Origin of the sequence: Pseudomonas sp. LS-2 (assembly GCF_003605735.1) — a bacterium.
Taxonomy (GTDB): domain Bacteria; phylum Pseudomonadota; class Gammaproteobacteria; order Pseudomonadales; family Pseudomonadaceae; genus Aquipseudomonas.
The window spans coordinates 263,624-288,072 of sequence record NZ_QXTJ01000008.1 but is presented as its reverse complement, the minus strand read 5'-3'; the positions used below and the strand labels follow the sequence as shown (position 1 = coordinate 288,072).

26 protein-coding genes, 2 tRNA genes and 1 pseudogene are annotated in these 24,449 nt (G+C 59.6%); 17 read left to right on the top strand and 12 right to left on the bottom strand.

The features are described 5' to 3' along the window. Positions 1-18 precede the first annotated feature (18 nt). The 6 genes from tagF to dacB all read left to right on the top strand — a co-directional run bounded on the left by tagF (position 19) and on the right by dacB (position 7,563). Positions 19-945, top strand: coding sequence for a type VI secretion system-associated protein TagF (tagF, locus tag D3M70_RS05635; protein WP_120124912.1), 927 nt, complete (start codon positions 19-21; stop codon positions 943-945). Continuing rightward, entirely contained in the window at positions 942-3,437 is a 2,496-nt protein-coding gene (gene tssM, locus D3M70_RS05630; protein WP_120124911.1) for a type VI secretion system membrane subunit TssM, read from the top strand. Before tagF ends, tssM begins: the two co-directional genes overlap by 4 nt. A gap of 160 nt (positions 3,438-3,597) precedes the next feature. Then, positions 3,598-4,116: a type VI secretion system tube protein Hcp gene (locus tag D3M70_RS05625; protein WP_120124910.1), complete on the top strand. Its 519-nt coding sequence runs from the start codon at positions 3,598-3,600 to the stop codon at positions 4,114-4,116. A gap of 101 nt (positions 4,117-4,217) precedes the next feature. Further along, a complete protein-coding gene (tssA, locus tag D3M70_RS05620) occupies positions 4,218-5,318 on the top strand; it encodes a type VI secretion system protein TssA (RefSeq protein ID WP_120124909.1) in 1,101 nt (366 codons plus the stop codon). A gap of 108 nt (positions 5,319-5,426) precedes the next feature. Next, positions 5,427-5,771: a YggL family protein gene (locus tag D3M70_RS05615; RefSeq protein ID WP_120124908.1), complete on the top strand. Its 345-nt coding sequence runs from the start codon at positions 5,427-5,429 to the stop codon at positions 5,769-5,771. A gap of 325 nt (positions 5,772-6,096) precedes the next feature. Then, entirely contained in the window at positions 6,097-7,563 is a 1,467-nt protein-coding gene (gene dacB / locus D3M70_RS05610; protein WP_120124907.1) for a D-alanyl-D-alanine carboxypeptidase/D-alanyl-D-alanine-endopeptidase, read from the top strand. Positions 7,564-7,681: 118 nt separating this feature from the next. Here dacB and D3M70_RS05605 read toward each other — a convergent pair whose 3' ends face one another. The 3 genes from D3M70_RS05605 to D3M70_RS05595 form a co-directional block, all read right to left on the bottom strand. Continuing rightward, positions 7,682-8,026: a 2-oxoacid ferredoxin oxidoreductase gene (locus tag D3M70_RS05605; protein WP_120124906.1), complete on the bottom strand. Its 345-nt coding sequence runs from the start codon at positions 8,024-8,026 to the stop codon at positions 7,682-7,684. Positions 8,027-8,135: 109 nt separating this feature from the next. Beyond that, the gene (locus tag D3M70_RS05600) at positions 8,136-8,687 is read right to left on the bottom strand and encodes a DUF4174 domain-containing protein (RefSeq protein ID WP_120124905.1); all 552 of its coding nucleotides are present in this window, start codon (positions 8,685-8,687) and stop codon (positions 8,136-8,138) included. 241 nt (positions 8,688-8,928) lie between these two features. Beyond that, positions 8,929-9,005, bottom strand: a tRNA-Val gene (locus tag D3M70_RS05595). A gap of 238 nt (positions 9,006-9,243) precedes the next feature. Between D3M70_RS05595 and D3M70_RS05590 the strand changes: the two genes are divergently transcribed. From D3M70_RS05590 to D3M70_RS05580, 3 genes are all read left to right on the top strand, one after another. Continuing rightward, entirely contained in the window at positions 9,244-10,278 is a 1,035-nt protein-coding gene (locus D3M70_RS05590; RefSeq protein WP_375232928.1) for a hypothetical protein, read from the top strand. A gap of 95 nt (positions 10,279-10,373) precedes the next feature. Continuing rightward, positions 10,374-10,715, top strand: coding sequence for a hypothetical protein (locus D3M70_RS05585; protein ID WP_120124903.1), 342 nt, complete (start codon positions 10,374-10,376; stop codon positions 10,713-10,715). Between the two features lie 173 nt (positions 10,716-10,888). Next, a complete protein-coding gene (locus tag D3M70_RS05580; protein WP_256659729.1) occupies positions 10,889-11,110 on the top strand; it encodes a hypothetical protein in 222 nt (73 codons plus the stop codon). A 29-nt stretch (positions 11,111-11,139) separates the two neighbouring features. Here the strand turns inward: D3M70_RS05580 and D3M70_RS05575 are convergent, their stop codons facing one another. Next, complete coding sequence (locus D3M70_RS05575; RefSeq protein ID WP_120124901.1) at positions 11,140-11,538, bottom strand: profilin; 399 nt, start codon at positions 11,536-11,538, stop codon at positions 11,140-11,142. Between the two features lie 486 nt (positions 11,539-12,024). Here D3M70_RS05575 and D3M70_RS05570 point away from each other — a divergent pair, with 486 nt between their 5' ends. After that, positions 12,025-12,486, top strand: coding sequence for a hypothetical protein (locus D3M70_RS05570; RefSeq protein WP_120124900.1), 462 nt, complete (start codon positions 12,025-12,027; stop codon positions 12,484-12,486). A 224-nt stretch (positions 12,487-12,710) separates the two neighbouring features. On the opposite strand, the gene D3M70_RS05565 is transcribed toward D3M70_RS05570, so the two are convergent. Then, positions 12,711-12,787, bottom strand: a tRNA-Val gene (locus D3M70_RS05565). Between the two features lie 205 nt (positions 12,788-12,992). Between D3M70_RS05565 and D3M70_RS05560 the strand changes: the two genes are divergently transcribed. After that, positions 12,993-14,276: an FAD-binding oxidoreductase gene (locus D3M70_RS05560; RefSeq protein ID WP_120124899.1), complete on the top strand. Its 1,284-nt coding sequence runs from the start codon at positions 12,993-12,995 to the stop codon at positions 14,274-14,276. Between the two features lie 132 nt (positions 14,277-14,408). On the opposite strand, the gene D3M70_RS05555 is transcribed toward D3M70_RS05560, so the two are convergent. Continuing rightward, positions 14,409-15,095 (bottom strand): cysteine peptidase family C39 domain-containing protein, encoded by a 687-nt coding sequence (locus D3M70_RS05555; protein WP_120124898.1) that lies wholly within the window; start codon positions 15,093-15,095, stop codon positions 14,409-14,411. A 240-nt stretch (positions 15,096-15,335) separates the two neighbouring features. Between D3M70_RS05555 and D3M70_RS31880 the strand changes: the two genes are divergently transcribed. Further along, on the top strand, positions 15,336-15,512 hold the full coding sequence (locus D3M70_RS31880) for a hypothetical protein (RefSeq protein ID WP_165869738.1): 177 nt from the start codon (positions 15,336-15,338) through the stop codon (positions 15,510-15,512). A gap of 107 nt (positions 15,513-15,619) precedes the next feature. Here D3M70_RS31880 and D3M70_RS05550 read toward each other — a convergent pair whose 3' ends face one another. After that, on the bottom strand, positions 15,620-16,384 hold the full coding sequence (locus tag D3M70_RS05550) for a TerC family protein (RefSeq protein WP_120124897.1): 765 nt from the start codon (positions 16,382-16,384) through the stop codon (positions 15,620-15,622). A 116-nt stretch (positions 16,385-16,500) separates the two neighbouring features. Here D3M70_RS05550 and nhaR point away from each other — a divergent pair, with 116 nt between their 5' ends. Continuing rightward, positions 16,501-17,397: a transcriptional activator NhaR gene (gene nhaR, locus D3M70_RS05545; RefSeq protein WP_120124896.1), complete on the top strand. Its 897-nt coding sequence runs from the start codon at positions 16,501-16,503 to the stop codon at positions 17,395-17,397. Between the two features lie 168 nt (positions 17,398-17,565). On the opposite strand, the gene D3M70_RS05540 is transcribed toward nhaR, so the two are convergent. Beyond that, positions 17,566-18,075, bottom strand: coding sequence for a DUF1993 family protein (locus D3M70_RS05540; RefSeq protein WP_120124895.1), 510 nt, complete (start codon positions 18,073-18,075; stop codon positions 17,566-17,568). 108 nt (positions 18,076-18,183) lie between these two features. On the opposite strand from D3M70_RS05540, the gene D3M70_RS05535 reads away from it, so the two are divergent. Continuing rightward, positions 18,184-18,864 (top strand): YceH family protein, encoded by a 681-nt coding sequence (locus tag D3M70_RS05535; RefSeq protein ID WP_120124894.1) that lies wholly within the window; start codon positions 18,184-18,186, stop codon positions 18,862-18,864. Between the two features lie 144 nt (positions 18,865-19,008). Here the strand turns inward: D3M70_RS05535 and D3M70_RS05530 are convergent, their stop codons facing one another. Continuing rightward, complete coding sequence (locus D3M70_RS05530) at positions 19,009-19,821, bottom strand: shikimate 5-dehydrogenase (RefSeq protein ID WP_120124893.1); 813 nt, start codon at positions 19,819-19,821, stop codon at positions 19,009-19,011. Between the two features lie 226 nt (positions 19,822-20,047). Here D3M70_RS05530 and D3M70_RS05525 point away from each other — a divergent pair, with 226 nt between their 5' ends. Both D3M70_RS05525 and D3M70_RS05520 read left to right on the top strand, forming a co-directional pair. Then, complete coding sequence (locus D3M70_RS05525; RefSeq protein WP_120124892.1) at positions 20,048-20,413, top strand: hypothetical protein; 366 nt, start codon at positions 20,048-20,050, stop codon at positions 20,411-20,413. A gap of 255 nt (positions 20,414-20,668) precedes the next feature. Beyond that, complete coding sequence (locus D3M70_RS05520) at positions 20,669-20,851, top strand: hypothetical protein (protein WP_120124891.1); 183 nt, start codon at positions 20,669-20,671, stop codon at positions 20,849-20,851. A 143-nt stretch (positions 20,852-20,994) separates the two neighbouring features. On the opposite strand, the gene D3M70_RS05515 is transcribed toward D3M70_RS05520, so the two are convergent. Then, a complete protein-coding gene (locus D3M70_RS05515; protein ID WP_120124890.1) occupies positions 20,995-21,555 on the bottom strand; it encodes a hypothetical protein in 561 nt (186 codons plus the stop codon). 282 nt (positions 21,556-21,837) lie between these two features. On the opposite strand from D3M70_RS05515, the gene pbpG reads away from it, so the two are divergent. Continuing rightward, positions 21,838-22,773, top strand: coding sequence for a D-alanyl-D-alanine endopeptidase (pbpG, locus tag D3M70_RS05510; RefSeq protein ID WP_165869737.1), 936 nt, complete (start codon positions 21,838-21,840; stop codon positions 22,771-22,773). Between the two features lie 131 nt (positions 22,774-22,904). Here pbpG and doeB read toward each other — a convergent pair whose 3' ends face one another. After that, complete coding sequence (doeB, locus tag D3M70_RS05505) at positions 22,905-23,906, bottom strand: N(2)-acetyl-L-2,4-diaminobutanoate deacetylase DoeB (protein ID WP_120124888.1); 1,002 nt, start codon at positions 23,904-23,906, stop codon at positions 22,905-22,907. 3 nt (positions 23,907-23,909) lie between these two features. Continuing rightward, positions 23,910-24,449, bottom strand: a pseudogene (locus D3M70_RS32695) (M24 family metallopeptidase); the annotation flags it as partial.

The window sequence follows — 24,449 nt, the reverse complement described above, 5'->3', positions numbered from 1 at the left end:
GCCTTCGGGGAGCGGCCAATGATCGGCTGTTTCGGAAAGATACCGGCCAGCGCCGACTTCATCAGCCTGCATGGCGCGGCCGATGAAGTCTGCGAGTTCGATGACTGGCTGCAATCGTCGCTGGCGGCGATTCAACCTCGCGAAGACTGGCGGGCGCTGTTCGACCGTCTGCCGGTGTGCTTCTTCTCCTACCGTGCGCGCTCGGGCAACTGGCTGCTGGGCGGGTTGATCAGCTCAATGGATTCGAGTCAGCGACGCTACCCGTTCTTTGTTTTCCAGATCATCAAAGCCGGTGACGGTCAGCCGCTGGTCAACCCGTTCACGCTGAGCGAGTTGTTCAGCGCGCAGATCAAACCGTTGCTGCACCGTGGCGTTCAGGGCGAGGCCCCGGAGGTCCTGTTCCAACAGATCAAGGCCCTGCGTGCGTTGCAGGGGCAAGACTTTGCGCTGTTCCGTCAGGTCCACGAAAAATTCCTGAGCAACTTCAACCTGCGGGACATCGCCGACGCGCTGGAAAATTCGTACCCGGAATTCGTGACCAATGCTGTGTTGACCCGGCTGTACGCCTTGCGCCAGCCGTTGCATCACGCCGATGCCTTGAGTGTTTGCCTGCCGCTGCCCGCCGAACGCGGGCTGAAAAATCCGACCGCGGATCTGTGGGTGGATTGGCTGACGCGGATGCAGGTCGGCCATGTGTCGCCCCACGTCAGCGTGCTGGCGGACGATTTCATGCGTCCGAAGCTGTTCTGCTTCCCGTCGCGCGGCACCACCGGCCTGTACACGGCCCTGACCGACACTGGCGTGCGAACTGAAACCTACGACGTACTGGCGGATTTCGCGGCGTTCGACGAACACCACCAACCGCCTGAATTCCCCGACACCGAACGCCCTCTTTATGACGTTATCGACCGCTTTGTCGACGCGCTGGATGTGAAGTCCGTATGAACAAGATCAAGTATTACTTCCTGCGCTACCAACCCTACATTCTGGGTGTCTGCTTCTTCCTGACGGTCTTCCTCGTCTGGGGGATCGGACGTGCGCTGGATTTCAGTTCTCTGTACAGCCTGCTTACGGGCATCGGCGTGTTTCTGGCGCTTTCCGCCCTTTACGTGGTGTTGATCCATCGAGGGGTGTCCACCCATCACAACCTTGAAGGCCTGCTGCGCGATGACGCCGATCAGGCCGTGCTGAACGCAAGCCCTGCCGACCGCGAAGAGGTCAGCCTGCTGCGCGAGCGCTTGCTGCAAAGCATCGAACGTCTGCACAGCAACAAGCCCCGCGGCACCCGCGCCAGGGACGCACTCTACGCCTTGCCCTGGTATCTGGTGGTCGGCCAGCCCGCTGCCGGCAAAAGCACGATGCTGTATCAATCGGGCCTGAATTTCCCTTACGCCGAACGTGAAGGTGCTCGCGTGGGAGGCCTGGGCGGTACGCGAAACTGCGACTGGTTCTTCAGCTCTGAAGCCGTTCTGCTGGACACCGCCGGCCGCTACATGAACAGCCAGGAGCACGCCGGAAAATGGCGGGCATTCCTCCAGTTGCTGCGTCAGCATCGCCAGCGCCGCCCGCTGAACGGGCTGATCGTGACCGTCAGCATCCACGACATCCTCCAGGCATCACCGCAGGATCAGGACAACCTGGCCAAGCGACTGCGCGAACGCATCCAGGAAACCCACTCGCTGCTGGAAGTGCGCCTTCCGGTTTATCTGGTGTTCACCAAGTGCGATCTGGTGCCCGGCTTCGCGCCTTTTTACCGGCATCTGGACGATGTGGCCCGTGGCGAAGTGATGGGCAAGACCTTCCCGCACAAAGACTATGAAAACGCCGACTGGGGCCAGCGTTTTGGCGTCGCCATGGACGAACTCGTTGCCTATTGGCAGGAAGTGGCGAGTCAACAGCTGGTGCTGCAAGACATTCAGATCACGCGCAAGGACTCGGCGGCGTATCGCTTCCCGCTGGAACTGGCAGCGCTCAAACCCCGTCTGCAACAGTTCGTCGACGCCTTGCTGCGCGCCAACCCGTATCAGAACGCCGAACTGTTGCGCGGTTTCTACTTCACCAGTGCGCTGGACGCCGACGCGCCGGAGCTGGGTGCCCACACTCGCGAGGTGAGCGAACGGTTCTCCCTGGCCGCCGAACCGCAGGCCACGAGCGGCAAGTCTCAGCCACAGCCGCTGTTCATCAACAGCCTGTTCCGCAAGGTCATCATCCCGGATCAACACCTGGTCACGCTCTACACCACCAACGTGCGCGAGCGTCGGCGCAAGGTGGCATGGGTGGGCAGTGCGAGCCTGATCGCTGTTCTGCTGTGCGGTCTGTGGGGCTGGTCGTACTGGAACAACAAGGCCGCGATCCAGACCATTTCCACCGAGCTGACGGCCGCCACTGCCCAGGACAAGGCCTCCTTGGGTCAGTACACCGCCTGGCAGACGCTGGACCGCATGCGCTTCTGGACCGCCGATTACTTCGCCCGGCATCACGAACAAGGCGTGCCGCTGCGTCTGCGCATGGGCCTGTATCAGGGCTACGACATCGAACCGCTGCTGCGCAAACGTTATTTCAGCCGGCTTGAAACCGTCATGCTCAAACCGACGGCCGACAACCTCACCCGCTCGCTGTACCTGCTGACGACCATCAAGGTCTACCAACGCAACGCCAAGGACTTGATGCCGGTCACGGGTGTGGACAGCGTCGAGCCGCGCGCCCTCCCCGCCGACAACCGTGCGCAGTCCATCGCCGAGTTCGGCAAGGCCACGCTGGAGACTTACACCATGCTGTCCCGCGCCCAGCGCGAGAAAGCCGACCCGGCCGTTCTCAAAGCCAGAATCCCCGATTACTGGTACCCGGCCATTGCGCGCCAGACTGGCAAGAACATGACCGCCGCCAACGTCGTGGTGAACTCGGGGAGTGACTACGAGCTTGCCAGTCGCCAGGTCAATTTCTACAGCGATCAGATTCACGAAACCGACGTGCCAAGAATCCTCGACAACGCCTTCCTGACGTCCAGCTCGCGCAATTACATCAACAGCCTGCTCTCGCAATCCTTGCGCTCGATCGAGACCATCACGCTGGAGTCCGACACGCTGTTCGCCTTTGGCCGCGCAGATTTCCAGAGCCTGAAGACCGAAGGCCAGAGTCAGCTGAGCGCTATCGCCGGGAAGCTTCTGAACACCCCGAACATCGGCAAGATCATCATCGCCGGGCATGCCGACCAACTGGGCGATCTGCAGGGCAATCTTCAGGTCTCCCGACAACGAGCGCAGACCATCAAGACCTATCTGGTCGGCAAGGGGGTTCCCTCCGAACTGGTCGAAGCGGTGGGCGAAGGCAGCCAGAAGCCGCTGGTCAAGTGCGACATGCAGCAGCCGCGCGCGCAGCTCATTCAGTGTCTTGAGCCCAATCGGCGAGTGGAAATCGAAGTGCGCGCGCTCAACTGAGTCGCGCCACGCAACGAACCGGCGCCTGAGCCTCTGCGTGCGGAGGCTGAGGCAGCGGCAACCGATCGCTTGCGAATGTCCGCAAGCGATCAAAACAAGGGGCTGCGGTCTGGCCGCAGGTTAGGCAAACCCTTAAACGTAAAAAATGGAGAAGTAAGAAATGGCATTTGACGCATACATTCAGATCGACGGTATTCCAGGTGAAGTGCTGGACGACAAGCACAAGGACTGGATCGAAGTGCTGGGCTACGAGTACGGCGCGACTCAAGCCACTTCCGCGACTGCCAGTTCCTCGGGTGGCGCATCGTCCGAGCGCGTTGCATTGAGCGACTTCAGCATCCGCAAAGCGGTCGACAAGGCTTCGGCGAAGCTGTTCGAAGCCTGCTGCAAAGGCACTCACATCGCCAAGATCCAGTTGAACGTGAACCGCGCCGGCGGCGACAAGCTGACCTACCTGACCATCAACCTGGAAGAAGTTGTGGTGTCGTCGGTCAAGGCCGTCGCCGGTGGCAATCAGGGCGGTGAAGACAAAGCGGTCAGCGACCTGCCGATCGAAGAAATCAGCTTCAACTTCGCTCGCATCAAAACCACCTACACCCAGCAGAGCCGTGCCGATGGCCAAGGTGGCGGTAACGTCACTGGCGGCTGGGACCGTACCGCCAACAAGGTTTTCGCGTGATCGAGTAATGACATCGGACCGCAGGCGCTCCCCGCGGTCCGTATTCAACACCGTGCCGACCGGCTCGGCATGGTGTTCTTTTTTCTTTTCCCGAGTTGACTATGTCTGAATTCCTCAATGACCTTTCACTGGCTGAGCTGACAGCGCCGATCAATGGAGGGAGCGGTGAAGACCTGAGCTTCTCCGCGCTGTTCGATAACGTCAAAGAGGCTCGTCGAGCAGACCCCGATTACCTGACCCAGGGTGACTGGCAGACCGATCTGAAACTTTCCGACTGGGACCTGACCATCACGCTGGCCGCACAGGGACTCGCTCAGCAGAGCAAGGACCTGATGCTCGTCGCCTGGCTCAACGAGGGCCTGGCGCACACTTACCATTTTCAGGGCATCACGTTCGGTCTGACCCTGGCCGAGCGGATACTCGACCGCTTCTGGGCAGACCTGTTTCCCTCTGTGGAAGAAGGCCTGGATGAGCGTGCCGCGCGCCTGGCGTGGCTGAACACCACGCTGGCCGATGTCGTGGGCGGCCTGCCGATCACCCAAGGGCAGAACTTCGGCCTGCTGCGCTACGACGAGTCCCGGCACATCGAAAACCTGGCGCTGCAGAATCAGCAGGCCATGCGCACGGCACTGGACGAAGGCAAGATCAATGCGGAGATCTTCCAGCGCTCGGTGGTGCTCACCGACACCGAGCATTTCCTGCGCAAGGCGTCCGAAATCAACGACAGCCTGCACGCGTGTCGTCAGTTGCAAACCACGGCCGACCGACTGTTTGGCCATGAAGCCCCCAGCTTCGCAGGGCTCAGCGAGATTCTGTCGCGTGCGGCACAACTCGCCGAGAAACTGCTCAAGGACCGCGGCGTCGAACTCAACGCTCCTGCACCGCAGGCTGCGCCCGAGCCTGCGGCTGAACCGACCGATCAACACACAGCAGATCCGGCGATGACCATCACTGTCAAAGACACCGCAGCGGCGGCGTTGCGCACCACACCGCTGACCCGCGATGAGGCATTCACGATGCTCGCCGGTGTTGCGCAGTTCTTCAAACAGACTGAACCGCAGAGCCCGGTGCCCTACCTGATCGAGCGCGCGATCAAATGGGGCAACATGCCGCTCGAGGGCTGGCTGAACGACGTGATCAAGGACAGCAACGTCGTCGACAGCATCCGCGACGTGCTGGGGACCAAGGAAGCCAAATCCTGATCGGTGCCCCTGACAGGGTCGTCATCCATCGGCCCGCCACCGGCACCTGAGCGATGCCTTCATTTAGCTGATAGACTGCGCTCCGAAATTACTCAAGAGGATCGCTTCATGGCCACTAACCGCTCTCGTCGTCTGCGCAAAAAACTCTGTGTGGACGAGTTCCAGGAATTGGGGTTCGAGCTCAATCTGGAATTCAAAGAGGATTTGGGTGAAGAGGACATCGACGGGTTTCTCGACGCTTTCCTCACCGAAGCGATGGATGCAAACGATCTGGACTACGTAGGCGGCGACGACTACGGTCTTGTCTGCTCGGCCAAGCGTGGTTCGGTCACCGAAGAACAACGCGCGACCGTCGAAGCCTGGCTCAAAGGCCGTAGCGAAGTGACCAAGGTTGAGGTCAGCCCGCTGCTCGACGCCTGGTACCCTGAAAAGCCGATCAATCCAGCGGCGTGATCATTCACACACGCTGAACCCAAGAAAGCCACCGACCCGGTGGCTTTTTTGTTGCTGCGACAAACACCGGATCATCCGGTGCCCCCTCCCTGCGCACTCAAAATCGCGTTTTCGACGTGACAATCCCACTGCATCTGAAAAAATAGCGGCGTTTGACGGCTCCGCCCCGGCGCAAGTCACGAATGCTTTTGGCATAATGCCGCTTTATCAGGGCCAGGTATCGGCCCGCTGGGCGCGACTTCATTCTGCGCCTACGCTCTTTTCAGTTCATGAGGGAATCCATCCCCTCCATTTTTCCCCTCTTTTTGCAGTAGGGTTTTTCTGAATGATCAAGTCTTTGCGTCCGTTGTTTCTTGTCACCCTGCTTTTACCCCTTTCACTGTCCGTCTCTGCCGCTCCAATCAATACCGCTCTGCCGCCCAAGGTCCAGGAGGCGATGAAGGCCAGCAAACTCGATAGCAACGCGCTGTCGCTGGTGATGCTTCCCCTGACCGGGCCCGGCACACCGACGGTTTTCAATGCCGACGTGTCGGTCAACCCGGCCTCGACCATGAAACTGGTGACCACCTACGCCGCGCTGGAAATGCTCGGCCCGACCCACCAGTGGAAAACCGAGTTCTACACCGATGGCACCCTGAGCAATGGAGTGCTGCGCGGAAACCTCTACCTCAAGGGTGGCGGCGACCCGAAACTGAACATGGAAAAACTCTGGTTGCTGATGCGCGACCTGCGCGCCAATGGCGTCACGCAGGTCACCGGCGATCTGGTACTGGACCGCAGCCACTTCATTCAGCCGCAGTTGCCGGTGTTCGATGACGACGGCAATGACAAGAACAAACCGTTTCTGGTGCGTCCCGACTCGCTGATGGTCAACCTCAAGGCCCTGCGTTTCGTGACCCGCAATGACGGCGGCAAAATTCTGGTCTCCGTCGAACCCCCGATCGCTGCCATCCACATCAACAATCAGGTCAAGGCGCTGTCGTCCAGCAAGTGCACCGGCGATGTCCTGTATAACCCGGTTCCGGAAGCCGACGGCGGAATCACCGTCACCGTCTCCGGCCAACTGGGCGATGGCTGCAACTCTCAGACTTACCTGTCGCTGCTCGATCACCCCACCTACACCGCCGGTGCCGTGCGTGCCATCTGGCAGGAACTGGGCGGCACCATTCTGGGCAAGGACCGACTGGACGTGGTGCCGGGCAGCGCCAAGCTGCTGGCCAAGGCTTACTCGCCGGACCTTGCGGAAATCATCCGCGACATCAACAAGTTCAGTAACAACACCATGGCCCAACAGCTGTTCCTGAGCCTGGGTTCGGAATTCCGCAACGAAGCCGATGGTGATGACGCCAAGGCGGCGCAACGGGTGATCCGCCAATGGCTGGCGAAGAAAGGCATCACCGCGCCGCATCTGGTCATGGAGAATGGTTCAGGACTGTCTCGCGCCGAGCGGGTCAGCGCCCGGGAAATGGCACAGATGCTTCAGGCTGCCTGGAACAGCCCTTATCAGGCTGAGTTCATGAGTTCGCTGCCGCTGGCGGGCATGGACGGCACCATGCGCAAACGCCTGAAACGCACCGCGCTGCGCGGCGAGGCACACATCAAGACCGGCACCCTCAACACCGTTCGTGCCATCGCCGGCTTCAGCCGCGACAGCAACGGCAACACCTGGGTGGTGGTGGCAATCCTCAACGACCCACGTCCATGGGGCGCCTCGTCGATTCTTGATGAAGTGCTGGTGAACATGTTCAATCAGCCCAAGCTTGGGAACACCACCATCTCGCTGCAGCAGTAATCCTGGCACTGGCCTGGGTGCGAACGCGGTCCCGAGAGGGTCGGCCTGACGATGCTGAAATGTCGCTCGGTCCGGCCCTGGTGAATGTGCTCGCTGCCACAGCCGCCAGGGCAGAGATTTACAGGCAGGTCGCGAGCACTGCGCCACGCTGATCGACAATCTTCGCGCCAGCCTTGGCGTAGAAATTGATGGTGGTGGAACCGCCCTTGCCCATCACGTCGGCAAAGTATTCCCCCTCGGTGGTGTAGACGGTGAACTCGCCCGGGTTGCCCTTATCCATGAAGGTGTCGGCGACATCGCCGAACAACTGCACATTGGCCCATGTCACCTTGATGCACTCGGCCACCGCCGCGGCAGGCTTCTGGCTGGTGTAGACCTGCGCAGGCCCGGCCGAACGTGTCTGACTCATGTTCATGCAACCCGCCAGCATCGCCAGCGCTACAACTCCCGCCCAGTGTTTCATGACAGTCCTTTCGATGAAAAAGGAGCGATATTACAGCAAAGACCAGACCGGGCGCCGACCGATACATTGCTTTGCTCGGTAGCCGGCTGGCCGGTCGTTGATTTCGTGCTTAATCGTCCAGCGCCGCTGGCGGTGCCGCCGGCGCAGCCTTCCCTGCCTTGCCCGGCTTACCGCCCGCCGCTTTAGGCTCGGCGGCGGGTGCGACCGGCGCGGCAGCAGCGGCTTCTTTCTCGGCCATGGGCATCTGGTCGATGGTGCTGAAAATCTCTTTCGGATCGATCGAACCCTTGTGGTCGATCTTGGTTTCACCGTCCTTGCCCACGAGAATGACCTGCGCCTGATCGCCGGGGCGCGCACCCAGCTTCAGATCACGAATCAGGGCCATGGTGGATTGCGCGTCCATGTCCTTGCCATTGCGCTGGCCGATCATGTTGACGACGGTATACAGCACCATATTGCGCTTGGCGAAAGCCTCTTTGTAGGCGGGCTCGTCAAGACTCTTCTTCAGGTTCACCAGTGTCGGATCAACGGAACTCGAGGCAATGATGATCAACGGACGAGACCTGCCACGCTCCTGAGCCAGTGGGGTGTCACCGTCTGCGGCCAGCAAGGGGCTGGAAACGGCAAACAGAATGGCAAGGGTCAGTGACCGACTAAACATACACACCTCCTATCGATATCCATGCACTGATGATCGCGCATCGTGGCAAAAGGTCCAGCCGATGGCTTGAAAAATCAGGATTTTTTTCGCGACGTGTCGGGGGACGACACCCGCGAAACGCTTCGAACGACCGGTAGGGTTGACGGCGGACACTTCGGAAGGAGGAAAAAAGCGAACAGCAAAAAAGGGCGAATCTTTCGATTCGCCCTCTCTGTGACCGCCCAGCAGAGCGGATTTTGTTTGGTAGGCGCGATTGGACTCGAACCAACGACCCCCACCATGTCAAGGTGGTGCTCTAACCAACTGAGCTACGTGCCTGCTGTGAGGCGGCATTCTACGGAAATTGAAATAGCTGTCAACGTCTTTTTTCCCAGTAACCCTATGAATATGCGAATTTTTTGCAGCCCCTGGCGCGCACCCTTCCGGCGCGGGAGCGCCTCGTGTTGTCAGCCTGACGACTTTCACGACCTATACTGAAAAAACCCTAGCCCGACACCCTCCTCCCGCGGCCACGGAACGAATGCCCTCGAACGCCCAAGGGACTGCCATCGTGAACATGCGCGCCCTGATCATCGCGGTGACACTGCTACTGGCGGGCTGCGCGTCCAGCTCCAAACCCGCGCCTGCGCCGGTACTGATCTCGCCCCGGACCTGGCACCAGGTCGATCAGGAAATCCTCGCCGCGTCTAAAACCGCCACCACCCCCGCCAGGCACTACGCCACACAAACCATGGATAAATGGATGGACAGCGTCTACCAGCGCACCGAGTCGGATTTCATTCCCTGGTTCACCGGTTATTGGACGCAACAGTGGCTGACCGTCAAAGTCAGTTGGTACAAGGTCAGCAGGAGCAAGGACGAGCCGACCGCCGCGCAACGCCTGGACGGTTATTTGCAGGAGCAGTACCACGAACGCGTGCTCGATCCCGTCTCCAGAGAAATCGACCCCAACGCCGTCACGGCGCAAGCGACCGCTTACTACATTCAGTTGCTCGGCCAGCAACTGCCACCCATTGCACGGCGCTACAACATTCCAGCCGAGCAATTCGCTGCGCACTTGAATGCCATTCCCGCGATTTCACTCGCACCGCCACCCACCGGCGCGGCTTCGCTGTATCAGTTGATCCATGCCGAGCCTCTGGCAACGATGCCGGCTTACGTCGTGCTGATCGATCAGATTCGTACCGCCGCTACCGGCCCCGACGCCGGACGCCCCGATGCAGGCATCTCTTCGGTGGCGATTCACTCCAGCGAAAAGCTTGAAGCCAGCCTCGCCCCACGCGGTGCTGCCAGCGCCGTTGCCGCGGTCGTCGGGCGCGTGGCCGGGTTGATGATTTCGGTGGGGATGGCAGGCTTTGGCGCGATTACCCACCAGAACGAACGCGCATCCATGGAGGAGCAAATGCGCCATAGCCTTTACTCGGCGCTCAACGAGAAGAAGCGCAGCCTGATCGACAACCCCGAGTTCGGCGTGATGGCCGGGGTCTATTACGTTGCCGGCCAGATAGAAGGCAGCCTTGGCGACAGCCCTTTACTGCCCTCGTCGCTGGATGAGGTAAATGCGGCCAGCGCTCCGCTCCCGGCGCCATGAGCCGCCCGACAGTGCCGCTGGTCGCCATCAGGGCACTATGTCCGGCAGACGAGAGCCCAACGTTACGTTAGGACTAAGGACATGGAGATCACCTGATGAACAATTCCCTCGCCGCACTCACACTCGGTTGCGCCCTGACATTCACTTCGCTTGCCGCGTTGGCCGGTTCCGCCGCACCGGAGATCGGCCCGCCAGCTTCGCAGACGGGTATGGACCCTCGCACCCAAGGCAGCGATATCGAACGACAAGGCACCGACATGGACAAAGGCGACCCGGCCACCGGCATCCGCCGAGGCATGAACACCGGGTCAATGAGCAACGGCACCGGCGGCGGCAATGATGCCGATCTGCCTGGAGGCGACACCACAGGTGCCGGCTCCGGCAACACCAAGGGTTCTTCCGGCAGTTCGTCCAGCGCCGGAGGCGCGGGCGGCTGACGCCCTTAAAGGGTCAATGACAGCAGCGCGGGTGTCATTCCTCTTAATGTCACCGCCGAAACCGTCACCGCACGCGCTATCATCACGCAGTTGTTATATAGCGTTGCTAATAAAGGGCTACGACTGACACGCGTCAGTCTGGCCCTGACGTTTTTTGGGGAAACACTGTGGGAATGAAAAAATCGGCGCTGGAACTCAAGCGCGACCTGAATGCCATTGCCGGCAATCTTGAAAGCACTGCCGGCGAAATCAGCCGCCTCGCCGAGCGCGTCAAGGATGTGGACGTGGTGGCGGTGCTGCATTTGATGAACCAGCAGTACAAAGATGCTGATCGTCTGCGGGCTTACGTGGACGAAATCAAGTCGGGCCGTATCACCCGCAGCAAGGCGGAGTAAAAATCGCAGGCATTGCGCAGCGCTCCTGGTCAAGGGAGCGCCTTTGCGCCCACGCCTTGGGATCGAATGTAATGCGCCATTCGCTCCACACTTCGCTGCGCGTCTTGCGCCCTACCCGGATCAGGCGCCACTGCCAGTAACAGCACCTCGTCAGCCATGACGCAATAAATCCGCTCCACGCCTCTGCGCCCGATCAAGGAATTCTCGCCACGCGTGTGAAAAGCATACTTGGTGTTGCCCACGATAATGGGTAACGCAGCGTATCTATGCAGGTCGATTCTTCTGACGATTTCCGCGGATTCGACGCAGCTGACATAAAAACCCGGCGATCCGCCCCGCATTCGACCATCGAGCCCCACCACCGCCGCTCGCGAAATACAGTCCAGATCCGTCAGCATGCTCGCGTACGCATTCCATCCATTGCACATAAAATCTCCTCATCACCACTCATACGATCAACGTCCGGTCACCATCCCGACCACACGGAATGCGCGACGCCCGCGACCTTTTTTTCTGAGGGGTAAGACTAATATTTTATGCCTATAGGAAGATCTGCATAGCTGCCAACAATGACAGTGGGACTTCCCTGATATTCAAGTAGGACGATTCGCACCGAAAGCTTCCGGGCTCTGGCACAGCCTCAATAAGCAGCTGTGCTGGCGCATCGATCAACGTTTTGAAGGCGAAACCTCCGATGTCGATTGGTTGGAGCGGGGCTTCTTTGCAAAGGTTGGCGGCTTGACCGCGCCTGAGTCACCACGTAGATTTCGAGCCCGCAGTTGGTGCGTGATCCGGTACAAGTCCAAGCAAAGGAAAGCCGGCCAAGGCGCGGGAATTTTTGCTGAACCAAGCCACTGGCATGGATTGGAATTGAAGTAGTGGCAGAGCTTTGGCTTGATCATGGATACGAAGAAATGGATTTGATGACTCAGGACGGTCATCAAGCGCTTATTCACACGATTCGCGTTGATCAGATTGAGTACGGAATTCTTTACGTGCCAATCAACGCTGGCTTTTTCGCCGAGCAGGAGCTGGTGGAGAGGGAGCTTGGAAGGGCCCTCCCCCTAAATTGCTATGAATTGAAGTTCGCTTTACGGCGAGACTTTGACGGCGGCCTGCCATCGTATACCCAGCCAAAAGACTGGCCGGATCTGAGCCTGCTTACCTTTCGCCAGTCCATGGCCTTAGCTCAGGGGATATTTCAGTCATCCTGGATGCTCCGTCGAAACAAAGACGTGCGTGGGCTGGTTATGGTGGCTCTTGAGGAAAGGCCGAAGCTTGCCGCATACTACGGCTGCTTACTCAGAAAATATCAAGGCCAGTTGGGCTTTAACGTTTACCAAGTCCTCGAAGGGAAAGGTTATGTACTCTTCTGATAGCAAGAAAGACGCACCAGCCAGTAAAGCAGAACGGCTGAACGCGGCCCTTGCAGCCTACAAAGCAGCTAAAGATGCAGGTACGTTGCGTCGGGTTGCGTTCAACCCCCAGTAAATTTCTTCTTTAATAAGTCCCGCCAAGTGCGGGGCTTTTTTGCAGACAAAAAAAGGGCGACCCTCTCGGGTCGCCCTTTTCTTTTACCGCCCAGCAGAGCGGATTTATCTGGTAGGCGCGATTGGACTCGAACCAACGACCCCCACCATGTCAAGGTGGTGCTCTAACCAACTGAGCTACGTGCCTGCTGTGGGCGGGCATTCTACTTATATTCAACAACCTGTCAACGGGTTTAGTTATCTAACACACTGAAAAATCTGACCTTTTATAAACACACCCATCGAGGTGGCACATATTTAAGACACCGAATCGACCCACACCGCTGGTGGCCGCATTTCTTCTCGGGTAGGATCGGCGCATTCGTAAAATATATTAGACAGGGGCCAACAGGATGACGACCACCACTTACCCGCAATCGTATTACGCCGCCTCGGCCAATCCAGCCCCTGCCCGTCCAGCGCTGCAAGGTGACGTCGAAACCGACGTTTGTATCATCGGTGCTGGATATACCGGTCTGTCGAGCGCGCTGTTTCTGCTGGAAAACGGCTTCAAGGTTACGGTGTTGGAGGCGGCCAAAGTCGGCTTTGGCGCATCCGGTCGCAATGGCGGGCAGATCGTCAACAGCTACAGCCGCGACATTGACGTCATTGAGCGCACGGTCGGTCCCAGACAGGCGCAGCTGATGGGTGAGATGGCGTTCGAAGGTGCGCGCATCATCCGCGATCGCGTGGCCAGGTATCAGATTCAGTGCGACCTGAAGGACGGCGGCGTCTTTGCCGCCATCACCCCTAAACAGATGGGGCATCTGGAATCGCAGAAAAAACTCTGGGAGCGCTACGGGCATACGCAACTGGAACTGATGGATCAGCACCGCATCCGTGAAGTCGTGGCCTGCGATCAGTACATCGGCGGCATGCTCGACATGAGCGGCGGTCATATCCACCCGCTCAACCTGGCGCTGGGTGAAGCCACCGCAGTGGAATCCCTGGGCGGTGTCATCCATGAGCAGTCGGCGGCGATACGCATCGATCGCGGCGCCAATCCAGTGGTCCACACGGCCCAGGGCAAGGTGCGGGCGAAGTTCATCATCGTTGCCGGAAACGCTTATCTGGGCAATCTGGTGCCAGAGCTGGCGGCCAAATCCATGCCGTGCGGAACCCAGGTGATCACCACCGAACCGCTGAGCGAAGAACTCGCCAGTACGCTGTTGCCCCAGGATTACTGCGTAGAGGATTGTAACTATCTGCTGGACTACTACCGGCTCTCGGGTGACAAGCGCCTGATCTTCGGCGGCGGCGTGGTGTATGGCGCACGGGATCCAGCGAACATCGAGGCGATTATCCGGCCAAAGATGCTCAAGGCATTCCCGCAGCTAAAGGATGTGAAGATCGATTACGCCTGGACCGGCAATTTCCTGCTGACCTTGTCGCGCTTGCCGCAGGTAGGACGGCTGGGCGACAACATCTATTACTCCCAAGGCTGCAGCGGCCATGGCGTGACCTACACCCATCTGGCGGGCAAGGTGTTGGCAGAAGCGCTACGCGGGCAGGCCGAGCGATTCGATGCTTTCGCAGGGCTGCCGCATTATCCGTTCCCGGGCGGACAGTTGCTGCGTACACCCCTGACCGCGATGGGTGCCTGGTATTACAGCCTGCGGGACAAATTGGGGTTCTGATTCAACCCGGCGTTCGACCGCTGTAGCGCGGCCGCACGGCGCCCTGTTTGTCGGCGGTTGCGCCATCGAGACCCCGTCGCTGGCGACCCGGACAGTTGAACGAGCGAAGCCAGCGACATGACTGCACTGAACTCAATGCGCGTTGTTGATCGCCTTTACCGCTTCCCCCGCAGCCTGCTCCTGCCCAGCCTGCGCCAGGTCGTTGGCGGCTTTGAGCCAACGCTCGCGATCGACCGGTACCGGCAATTGCCGTGGGCCTTGCACCAGAATCGCCCAGTTACCCGCGCCGTCCCAGTCCGAGGTGAACTCCTCGAAGCTCACGGTCAGGCGGCCAAGGCCTGTGTAGATCAGCACCGTGCGCTTGTTCTGGTTGAAACCCACCAGCACGCCGTAGCGCTGTTCCTTCCACCACAGCGAGCCGTCGTTGAACCGGACCATGACCGGATACCCAGCCGAGACCTGAGCCAGCAGATCAGGAAACTGATGATCGACCGGATACACCACGAAACCGTACTCACGGGCCAGATTCGGCATGCTCTGATCGAGTTTGTCTTCGGCGGCCGGAAGCTTCAGCGGTTTTTCAAGCAGGCCGGGGGTGGTCTGCACGCCATGCACGGTCAACATGCTGGCCAGCGCGAACGGCGCGCTCTGATAGGCCTTGCCCCGGAAAAACGGCACGGAATTGATTTCGACCCGATCCGGCAAACGCTTGTATTGAGGTGGGTAACCGGGCTTGTAAGCGTGAGGATCCGCGCACCCTGCCAGCGTCAAGGCGGCAGTCAATGCCAACCACTTCCATCTGGCTCCGCAGACATCCATTCGAGACAATACCGGCACGTTCTTCACTCACTTGTCTGGTGCCGGGCAACCCGCGACCCGGCCTGGAGGCCGATCATAGAGCCGTCTACGCCATGGGTATAGCCTCAAAGGTGCAGTCAGCGGGCGCCGATAGAACAAATCGGTCATTGGATTCATACCAACGGTCAATTTTCAGCAACAACGGGCGTACTAGACTGTCGGTTATAGAGAGAGCACAAAGCGAAGAAGCCGGAGGGACCTATGAGCCTCGGAATGACCATTGTGATGTTGATCGCGGGCTGGCTGGCCGTCGCCAGCGCGATGCTGTGGGGCGTGCTGCGCATCTCGCGCCGCCATCACCCGCAATATCGGAGCAGCGAAACCGCGAAACCTGCGCAGGTCGTAGACCGTAAACACCGCCATGCGACGGCGCATTGACACGGTTTTCGATAGGGATCGCTGTACAAAAACGGGTAGATAAAAAAACGGTCGATGATGGAGGCCCCATCACCGACCGTTTTTTGTTGCGAGCTACGAACTGGCGGTCAGACCTTCTGAGCCTGAGCCTCCGCTTCAAGGCGCCGCTGGCGAGCACGGCGCGCCAGCATGTTCAGACCTTCGATCAGCGCGGAGAACGCCATCGCGGTATACACATAGCCCTTGGGCACATGAGCGCCAAAACCTTCGGCGATCAGGGTCATGCCGATCATGATCAGGAAGCCAAGCGCCAGCATCACCACGGTCGGGTTGTCGTTGATGAACTTCGCCAGAGGCTCGGAAGCGACCAGCATCACGATCACGGCAGAGATCACGGCGATGATCATGATCGGCAAATGTTCGGTCATGCCCACAGCGGTGACGATGCTGTCGATGGAGAACACCAGGTCCAGCATCAGGATCTGACCGATTGCCGCCGCCATGCCCATAATCACGGTGTTGGAAAGCGCTTTTTCCTCCTCGCTCTTGATGTCCACGCTGTGGTGGATTTCAGTGGTCGCCTTCCACACCAGGAACAGGCCACCGGCAATCAGGATCATGTCTTTCCAGGAGAACATCTGGCCGAACACTTCAATGACCGGTTCAGTCAGCTGGACGATCCAGGCCACTGTGGTCAACAGACCCAGGCGCAAGATCAGCGCCATGCTGATACCGATACGGCGCGCTTTGGTGCGCTGATGCACCGGCAATTTGTTGGTCAGGATCGAGATGAAGATCAGGTTATCGATACCCAGCACGATTTCCATCACCACCAGTGTCGCCAGCGCTACCCACGCGGTGGGGCTAGCGGCCAATTCCAGAAGATATTCCATATACCGATTGTCCAGGTTGGTTCGAGAAGATAAGCCGGCATTCTAGGGATGCGAACACTTCAGGAAAATTCGTATTTTTCAGGCGTATACTTCGGTTTTCACGAAGTGAGGCGTTTATGCTCAATTATCGCCAACTGCACTACTTCTGGGTGGTGGCCAAGACCGGCAGCATCGTACGCGCCTGTGAGCAACTGAACCTCACGCCTCAGACCATCAGCGGGCAAATCAGCCTGCTGGAACAGACCTACGGCGTGGAGTTGTTCAAACGGGTCGGTCGCCAACTGGAGCTGACGGAAACCGGTCGTGTTGCCCTTCCCTATGCCGAGCAGATGTTTCAGCTGGGCAACGAACTTGAGGCCGTCCTGCGCGCACAGCCGGACGAACAACACATCCTGTTTCGTGTGGGTGTGGCGGACGTAGTCCCCAAATCCATCGTCTATCGTCTGATCGCGCCGACCATGGAATTGAGCGAGCCGATCCGCATCACATGCCGCGAAGACCAGCTTGAGAGGCTGTTGGCGGATCTGGCGATTCAGCGCCTGGATCTGGTGATCTCCGACAGCCCAATGCCGAGCCATCTGGACATTAAAGGCTATAGCCAGAAACTGGGCGAATGTGGCGTGAGCTTTTTTGCCACCGCTGCGCTGGCAAAAGCCTATGGGCAGAATTTCCCCCATGGCATGCAGGGCGCGCCGTTGCTGATCCCGGGCCAGCAGACCGTGGTGCGCAGCCGCTTGATGCGCTGGTTCGCCGAACAGAACGTGCAGCCCAAGATCGTGGGCGAGTTCGATGACAGCGCCTTGATGAAAGCGTTTGGCAAATCCGGCAGCGGGATTTTCATCGCACCGAGCGTGATCGCCGATGAGGTGATGGAGCAGTACGACGTCGAGCTGATCGGGCAGACTGACGCCGTGACCGAGTCGTTTTACGCGATCTCGGTTGAGCGCAAGGTCAAGCACCCCGGCATTATTGCGATCACCGAAGGCGCCCGACGCCAGCTATTTACCGATTAGAAGCGGGCCACGGTAAAAGCGAACAGCGTCACCAGCCGCCCGGCCTGCGGGATCGTGACGGCCAGATCATCTAAGAGTGGCGATCGATGCATAAGTGCGCGGGCCGCCGCCTGAAGGGTTCAGACGGCGGGCCGGATCAGACGCTGGGTCCGATCACTGCATGATCGCTTAGTAACTGCCCATGTAGTCGCGCTTGCCGACTTCCACGCCATTGTGGCGCAGCAGGTCGTAGGTGGTGGTGACGTGGAAGAAGAACTGCGGCAGCGAATAGTGCAGCAGGTAGGTCTGAGTGCTCAGACGCTTTTCCTTGTCGGTGCCTGGACGCAGCACGATTTCACGCTCTTCGTTGCCGTTGACCTGTTCGGGGGTCACGGTATCGAGGAACGCCAGCACCTTGGTCAGCAGGGCTTGCAGCTCGGCGAAGGTGGTTTCGGTGTCTTCGTATTTTGGCGGCTCGATACCGGACAGACGTGCGCCGGCGCCTTTGGCGAAGTCCACGGCGATCTGCACCTGACGTACCAGCGGGAACATGTCCGGGAACAGGCGCGCTTGCAGCAAGGCGTCCGGCTGGATGTTCCTGGCAGTCGCGTGAGCCTCGCCCTTGGCCAGAACAGCACCCAGTGCAGTGAGCATTTGCTTGAAGACAGGAATCGAAGCGGCGTACAGGGAAATAGTCATGGCAGTTCCTGATTGATGAGGTCACATGGAGAGCATGCGAACGCGGCTTGTCTTTTACCTCATCCAGCCCCTACCCTCATAGCCTTTTCAACGCTTAGGGAAAGCGCCATGTCTACCGAGCCGGATTTTGAGAACGATGCCCAGAACACTGCCGCGGGCTCCAAGGCGCTGCAGCTGAACAGCACCGAAGTACGGATTCTGGGTTGCCTCATCGAGAAGCAGGCGACCAATCCCGAGACCTACCCGCTGACCCTCAACGCTCTGGTACTGGCGTGCAATCAGAAAACCAGTCGGGAACCGGTGATGAACCTCACCCCCGGCCAGGTCGGGCAAAGCCTGCGTGCGCTGGAAGGCCTGCAATTGACCCGTCTGGTGATGGGCAGTCGCGCCGACCGTTATGAACACAGGGTCGACAAGACGCTGGAACTGGTACCCGCGCAGCTAATCCTCACCGGCCTGTTGTTTTTGCGCGGCCCGCAGACGGTCAATGAACTGCTGACCCGCAGTAACCGCATGCATGACTTTGAGGATACCGACGCGGTTATCCATCAGCTTGAACGGTTGATCGGGCGAGGCCTGGCCGTGCTGATTCCCAGACAGGCCGGGCAGCGCGAGGATCGCTACATGCATGCCTTGGGGGATCCGGCGGACATGGAAGCGATACTTGCGGCGCGGCAGAACCCCTCCGAACGCGCGAGCGGTGGCAGCTCGGCGCTGGCGGAACGGGTCGAAGAACTCGAAGCGCGGCTTGCGCTGCTGGAGGAGCGGTTGGCGAAGCTTGAGGGGTGACCCGCGCGACTGGTCATGCACTTGCACTGAAGGTAGCAGTCCGGCCGGGCGGCGTTCCGTTTGCCGGCGGTGGCGATTCGAATGGCGCCACCGCCGGCAAACCGGACTGCTACAGGTGATTCAAGCAGTCCGGTGCCCCCGGCTTCACCCCCGGGCGAACGCCGCAGCCGCCTGGTATTGCTCCTCGGTCGGCGTCACGCCGGTATAAAGAATGAACTGCTCCAGCGCCTGAATCGCGGCGACCTGATCGCCAGTGATCAAGCGTTTGCCGTACTTTTCCGCCTGTTGAATGAACGGCGTGCGGGCTGGACTGGCGACCACGTCGAACGCAGTGTCTGCGGCCTCAATGGCGCAGGCGTCGAACGCCAACCTATCGGCCTGATCGCCCATCATCCCTAACGGGGTCACATTGACCAGCAATGGCGGGCGCTCGTCCCCCAGGTCAGGCTGCCACTCGAAGCCGCAGGTCTGGGCCAGGGCCCTGCCCGCCTGTTCATTGCGGGCCACGATAAGCCCATCGGTGAACCCGGCATCGCGCATGGCGCAGGCCACGGCCTTGGCCATTCCGCCGCTGCCACGCAAGGCGAAGCGGGTGCGTGGCACGGCATGGGTTTCGACCAGTTGCGCCACCGCGATGTAGTCGGTGTTATAGGCCTTGAGATGGCCTTCGGTGTTGACGATGGTGTTGATCGACTGGATCGCCGCGGCCGAAGGGTCCATCTCGTCGATCAGGGCAATGCAGTCTTCCTTGAACGGCATCGACACGCCGCAGCCGCGAATACCCAGCGAACGCATCCCGGCGATGGCCGCTGGCAAGTCGCTCGGTGAGAAGGCCTTGTAATAGAAGTTCAGGCCCAGTTGTTGATACAGATGATTATGAAAGCGCACACCGAAGTTGCCGGGACGACCCGCGAGAGACATGCACAGGACAGTCTCCTTGCTTGCAGTGACGGACATGAAATCTCCTCAACGGTAATAGGTGACGCCTTGATAAAGGCGTAGAATTCAGTTGCTTGCGGCGCTGGCCGGGGCAATTGTCATCAATGTCGTCGAATACCTTACACAAAATTTACGCAGCGGCTTCGCAGATATTTCGAAACCCGTTGTCTGAGTAGTTATCCCGTGGCAGTGCCTGAGCGTAACGCAGGCTCGCGACAACGGGACTGAACACCGAGGAACAGTCATGATTCGTCACATCCCCAAGGTTGCCTTGTTGTTAGGTGCCCTCGCCCTTGCAGGCCAGGCTGAAGCCCATGGCGGCGGTCCAGGCTGGGGTGGAGCGGCAGTGATCGGCGCAGTCGTCGGCGGCGTGGTTGGCGCAGCAGTGGCTTCCGGCCCTGTGTATGCGGCCCCTGCTCCGGTGTACGCAGCACCTGCCCCAGTTTATGTCGCGCCGGCGCCTGTGTATTACGCGCCACCACCGCCACCTGTTTATTATCAACCTGCCTATGTGGTCGAGCGCCCGGTGGTTTATGGCCCTCGTTACTATGGCCCGCCACGCCCTTACGGCCCACCTCCTGGGTATTATCATGGTGGTGGCCGCTGGTAACAGCGCCCCTCCATCCCAGACCAGACTGCTGAATACACGACCCCGCCCAACAGGCGGGGTCGTCGTTTCCGGGATCGGCATTACGCCGTACCTGTGCAGGGCACAATGTCCCAAGTTGTGATCCGTTGTTCTTTTCCTTCCAGCCTTCTGTGCAAAACCTGACGTCCTGCGCATCAATGACGACTATCGAGCGCAGTGATTTCTGCTCGTTGCGATCCGGTCGTAAAGTAGCGCCATAGATTGATGGAGGCATTTATGACCAAGGTTCAAATCATGTCGGTAGTTGGCAGCGCAGTCCCCGCACAGCTTCGTGAGCGCGGTCTGTTGGCGTGCTGGTACCTCGTGCAGAACGGTGAGCCCGTCAGTGGTCCGCTTCTTTCGTTGCCGGCTGCGCAGGAACTGTCGCAGCGGTTGGAGACTCGTCAGCTCAATAGCTGAGAACTGAATTTCGCTATTCCCTGTAATCGTGCGTTGCTCCGCACTTCCCTTTAGCCCGCATCCCCTGACGCGGGCTTTTTTTTGCCTGTTTCTTTTGCCGGACACCGGACGTATCTGCCTCACCTCCCCGAATGGAGAGCGACTCACGCGCGTTCGGCGAGGGTGGCGTTGACCTGGCAGCGGTGGGCGAGTTTCTGCAGGCGTTTTTCCAGTGCGCCGAGCACGACGCGATCTGAACGGCCGCTTTCGAGTTCCTCGATCATGTCGTTGGCAACCAGGCGCAGTTCGTGAGCGATGACCACGCGGTCGTCGTTCTGATCCAGCTTGTGGGATTCGAACAGGCGATGCAGGTAGTCTTCCAGCGTGCGTTGCAGACGATGGCGGTCGGAAGCGCGCAGGTGCACCAGATTGACGGTGATCTTCGCCAGCATTTCGTTGAGCTCGCCGCACAGGTATTGCATGCGTCGGGAATATCCGGTTTCACGGGCACGGACCTCCTTCTGCTGTGCGATCTGGTCCTGGCGACGCTGGATCGCCGGCACGCTGATCGCGATCATCAGGCCGACCATCAAGCCGATGGCCTGAATCCAGCCGGCCCAGTCGGAGGGTTTCACGAACAGCCCAGTCACGAGCAAGAGCACCGCAACGATCGCCGCGACCACTACCAACGCAGCGTAATCCTTGCTGATAAAACCCTTGGGCATTGCGCAACTCCTAGGTCAATGTGAGGGACAGGTTTGGATGGCGTGGAATGCTAATCGGTGACCGGCGCAAGTGCCATGAATATCGAGGCCACCGGTTTAAATACAGGGTTTTTCCATCACCAACCTGAACGAATGCCATACGCACCGCTTTTATTGCTCAAACGGCCGCCGGCCCCCATCGACATCATTGGAAACATGCTCCTAAAATGCGCCGATCTTGTTGTCGTTCTTGAGAAAAGTTCGACCTTCCACGCTATCTCTCATTAATAGTGAGCTTTGCTCTTGAAAATTCGCACATCACTTATCAGCCTGATATTTGCTCTGACAGGCGCCGCACTGTCCACCGGTGTACTTGCGAACGAACCTGCTGCCTTCAATCGTGATCCGGCCAATCTTCATCTGGCCTCCGGCAGCGCGATGATCACCGACCTCAAATCCGGTCAGGTGCTGTATTCGAGTAACCCTGACGTGATCGTGCCGATCGCTTCAGTGACAAAACTGATGACGGCCATGGTCACGCTCGATGCCAAGCTGCCGATGGACGAGATGATCAAGGTCGACATCTCTCAGACCGCCGAAATGAAGGGCGTGTTTTCCAGGGTCAAGCTGGGCAGTGAACTGAATCGCCACGACATGCTGCTCATTACCCTGATGTCCTCGGAGAACCGTGCGGCGGCGAGCCTGGCCCACAGCTATCCGGGCGGCTATCCGGCGTTCATCAAGGCGATGAACGCCAAGGCCAAGGCGCTGGGCATGAGCCATACCGTGTACATGGAGCCCACCGGGCTGTCGGTGTTCAACGTCTCGACCGCGCGCGACCTGACCAAGCTGGCGCTGGCGGCACGCAATTACCCGATGCTGAGCGAGCTGAGCACCACCCCGGAAAAGACCGTGACCTTCCGCAAGCCGACTTACACCCTGGGTTTCAGCAACACTGACCATCTGGTGCGCAAGTCGAACTGGGACATCAAGCTGACCAAGACCGGTTTCACCAATCAGGCCGGGCACTGTCTGGTGCTGCTGACCAGTATGGCCAACCGTCAGGTGTCGGTGGTGATCCTCGACGCGTTCGGCAAGTACACCCACTTCGCCGACGCCAGCCGCATGCGCCTGTGGATGGAAACCGGCAAGAGCGGTCCGGCGCCGGAAGTGGCGTTGCAGTACAAGAAGGAAAAGAATCTGGTGATGAAGCAGAAAGGGCTTCAGGCGTCGGATTGACGCGTTTGATTGCGGCCTGAGCGGCCGCAATACGGTAGGAGTGTGTTTGCTCGCGATGGCGGTTCTTCAGTCAGTACAACAACGTCTGATACGGCGAATCGCGAGCAAGCTCACGCGCACCTGGCAGGGTTTCAACTGATCACCTCGGCCACCACCGCCACGGTATCCCCACACTGCACCAGCCCCGGAAAATGCCGGGCCGCCAGCAATCCATCACGCCCTGCACGGTATTCCACCGGCGCCGCCCCCGTGCGCTTGATGTCGTGAATGCGGGCAATCACCTCTCCCTTGCGCACCTGATCCCCCAGGTCGCGGCACATTTCCAGCAGGCCGTCGTGCTCGCTGGCCACGAAGCAGCTGCCATCGGGCATGTCCAGCATCACCGTCGGACGGCGTTCGATCTCGCCTTGCACAATCCCGGCGTGAACCAACAGATTGCGCACGCCGCGTTCGGCAATCGCCACGCTGCGGGCGCTGGATGAACCGCCGCCCCCCAGTTCCGTGGTCACGAACACCTTGCCTTGCTGCTCGGCGGCAGTGTCGTACATCGCACCCGCATCGAGTTCCAGCATGCGCATGCTGTATGGCGCGTTGAACGCTTGCATCCCCGCCTCGCACTGCGCTTGCTGATGTTTGTCCGGCAGCACATGGCAGGCGGCGAACGGCAGAAAGTCCAGGGTCCGACCACCGGAATGGATGTCCAGCACGATGTCTGCCAGCGGCAATAAGCTGCGCCGAAAATAGTCGGCAATTTTCTCGGTGACCGTGCCGTCGGGCTTGCCGGGAAAGCTGCGATTGAGGTTGCCTTTGTCGATGGGCGACGTGCGCCGACCGGCCTGAAACGCTGGTGTGTTCATGAACGGGATGATGATCACCCGCCCGCTGACCTCTTCGGCGCTCAGGCGCTGCGCCAGTTTGCTCAGCGCCACCGGGCCTTCGTATTCATCGCCGTGGTTGCCCCCGGTCAACAGGGCGGTCGGCCCCTGACCTCGCTTGATCACGGTGACCGGAATCATCACCGCGCCCCAGGCTGAATCGTCCCGGGAATACGGCAGTTTCAGGAAACCGTGCTGCACGCCGTCGAGGCTGAAATCGACGGTCGCGCTGATCGGGTTATCGGTGAGATCGTTCATCGGTCAATCCTTCACGAACAACTGACGCGGCACGTTGCACAGGGTTTCCACGCCGGTTTCGGTGATCAGGATGCTCTCGGTGATCTCCAACCCCCAGTCGTCCATCCAGAGCCCCGGCATGAAGTGGAACGTCATGCCGGCCTGCAACACGCTGGTGTCGCTCGGGCGCAGGCTCATGGTGCGCTCGCCCCAGTCAGGCGGATAGCTGATACCGATCGGGTAGCCACAGCGGCTGTCTTTATGGATGCCGAATTTCTCCAGCACACCGAAGAACGCCCTGGCGATGTCGCCGGTGGTGTTGCCCGGCCTGGCCGCGTCCAGCCCGGCAGCGATGCCTTCGACGACGGCCTTTTCGCCCTCGATGAAATGCTTGGGCGGCTGGCCCAGATAGATCGTTCGCGACAGCGGGCAGTGATAGCGCTTGTAGCACCCGGCGATTTCAAAGAATGTCCCCGCGCCCTTCTCGAACGGCGTGTCGTCCCAGGTCAGGTGCGGCGCGCTGGCGTCGGCACCGGTGGGCAGCAACGGCACGATGGCCGGGTA

Coding starts and splice junctions, on each gene's coding strand:
- D3M70_RS05550 (WP_120124897.1), bottom strand. CDS start 16,384: ATGGAATATCTTCTGGAATTGGCCGCTAGCCCCACCGCGTGGGTAGCG.
- D3M70_RS05600 (WP_120124905.1), bottom strand. CDS start 8,687: ATGTTTAGTCGGTCACTGACCCTTGCCATTCTGTTTGCCGTTTCCAGC.
- D3M70_RS05585 (WP_120124903.1), top strand. CDS start 10,374: ATGAACAATTCCCTCGCCGCACTCACACTCGGTTGCGCCCTGACATTC.
- tssM (WP_120124911.1), top strand. CDS start 942: ATGAACAAGATCAAGTATTACTTCCTGCGCTACCAACCCTACATTCTG.
- D3M70_RS05525 (WP_120124892.1), top strand. CDS start 20,048: ATGATTCGTCACATCCCCAAGGTTGCCTTGTTGTTAGGTGCCCTCGCC.
- D3M70_RS05530 (WP_120124893.1), bottom strand. CDS start 19,821: ATGTCCGTCACTGCAAGCAAGGAGACTGTCCTGTGCATGTCTCTCGCG.
- D3M70_RS05615 (WP_120124908.1), top strand. CDS start 5,427: ATGGCCACTAACCGCTCTCGTCGTCTGCGCAAAAAACTCTGTGTGGAC.
- D3M70_RS05575 (WP_120124901.1), bottom strand. CDS start 11,538: ATGTGCAATGGATGGAATGCGTACGCGAGCATGCTGACGGATCTGGAC.
- D3M70_RS05540 (WP_120124895.1), bottom strand. CDS start 18,075: ATGACTATTTCCCTGTACGCCGCTTCGATTCCTGTCTTCAAGCAAATG.
- doeB (WP_120124888.1), bottom strand. CDS start 23,906: ATGAACGATCTCACCGATAACCCGATCAGCGCGACCGTCGATTTCAGC.
- D3M70_RS05520 (WP_120124891.1), top strand. CDS start 20,669: ATGACCAAGGTTCAAATCATGTCGGTAGTTGGCAGCGCAGTCCCCGCA.
- dacB (WP_120124907.1), top strand. CDS start 6,097: ATGATCAAGTCTTTGCGTCCGTTGTTTCTTGTCACCCTGCTTTTACCC.
- D3M70_RS31880 (WP_165869738.1), top strand. CDS start 15,336: ATGAGCCTCGGAATGACCATTGTGATGTTGATCGCGGGCTGGCTGGCC.
- nhaR (WP_120124896.1), top strand. CDS start 16,501: ATGCTCAATTATCGCCAACTGCACTACTTCTGGGTGGTGGCCAAGACC.
- D3M70_RS05555 (WP_120124898.1), bottom strand. CDS start 15,095: ATGGATGTCTGCGGAGCCAGATGGAAGTGGTTGGCATTGACTGCCGCC.
- tssA (WP_120124909.1), top strand. CDS start 4,218: ATGTCTGAATTCCTCAATGACCTTTCACTGGCTGAGCTGACAGCGCCG.
- D3M70_RS05560 (WP_120124899.1), top strand. CDS start 12,993: ATGACGACCACCACTTACCCGCAATCGTATTACGCCGCCTCGGCCAAT.
- D3M70_RS05535 (WP_120124894.1), top strand. CDS start 18,184: ATGTCTACCGAGCCGGATTTTGAGAACGATGCCCAGAACACTGCCGCG.
- D3M70_RS05570 (WP_120124900.1), top strand. CDS start 12,025: ATGGATTTGATGACTCAGGACGGTCATCAAGCGCTTATTCACACGATT.
- D3M70_RS05515 (WP_120124890.1), bottom strand. CDS start 21,555: ATGCCCAAGGGTTTTATCAGCAAGGATTACGCTGCGTTGGTAGTGGTC.
- D3M70_RS05590 (WP_375232928.1), top strand. CDS start 9,244: ATGCGCGCCCTGATCATCGCGGTGACACTGCTACTGGCGGGCTGCGCG.
- D3M70_RS05605 (WP_120124906.1), bottom strand. CDS start 8,026: ATGAAACACTGGGCGGGAGTTGTAGCGCTGGCGATGCTGGCGGGTTGC.
- D3M70_RS05625 (WP_120124910.1), top strand. CDS start 3,598: ATGGCATTTGACGCATACATTCAGATCGACGGTATTCCAGGTGAAGTG.
- tagF (WP_120124912.1), top strand. CDS start 19: ATGATCGGCTGTTTCGGAAAGATACCGGCCAGCGCCGACTTCATCAGC.
- D3M70_RS05580 (WP_256659729.1), top strand. CDS start 10,889: ATGAAAAAATCGGCGCTGGAACTCAAGCGCGACCTGAATGCCATTGCC.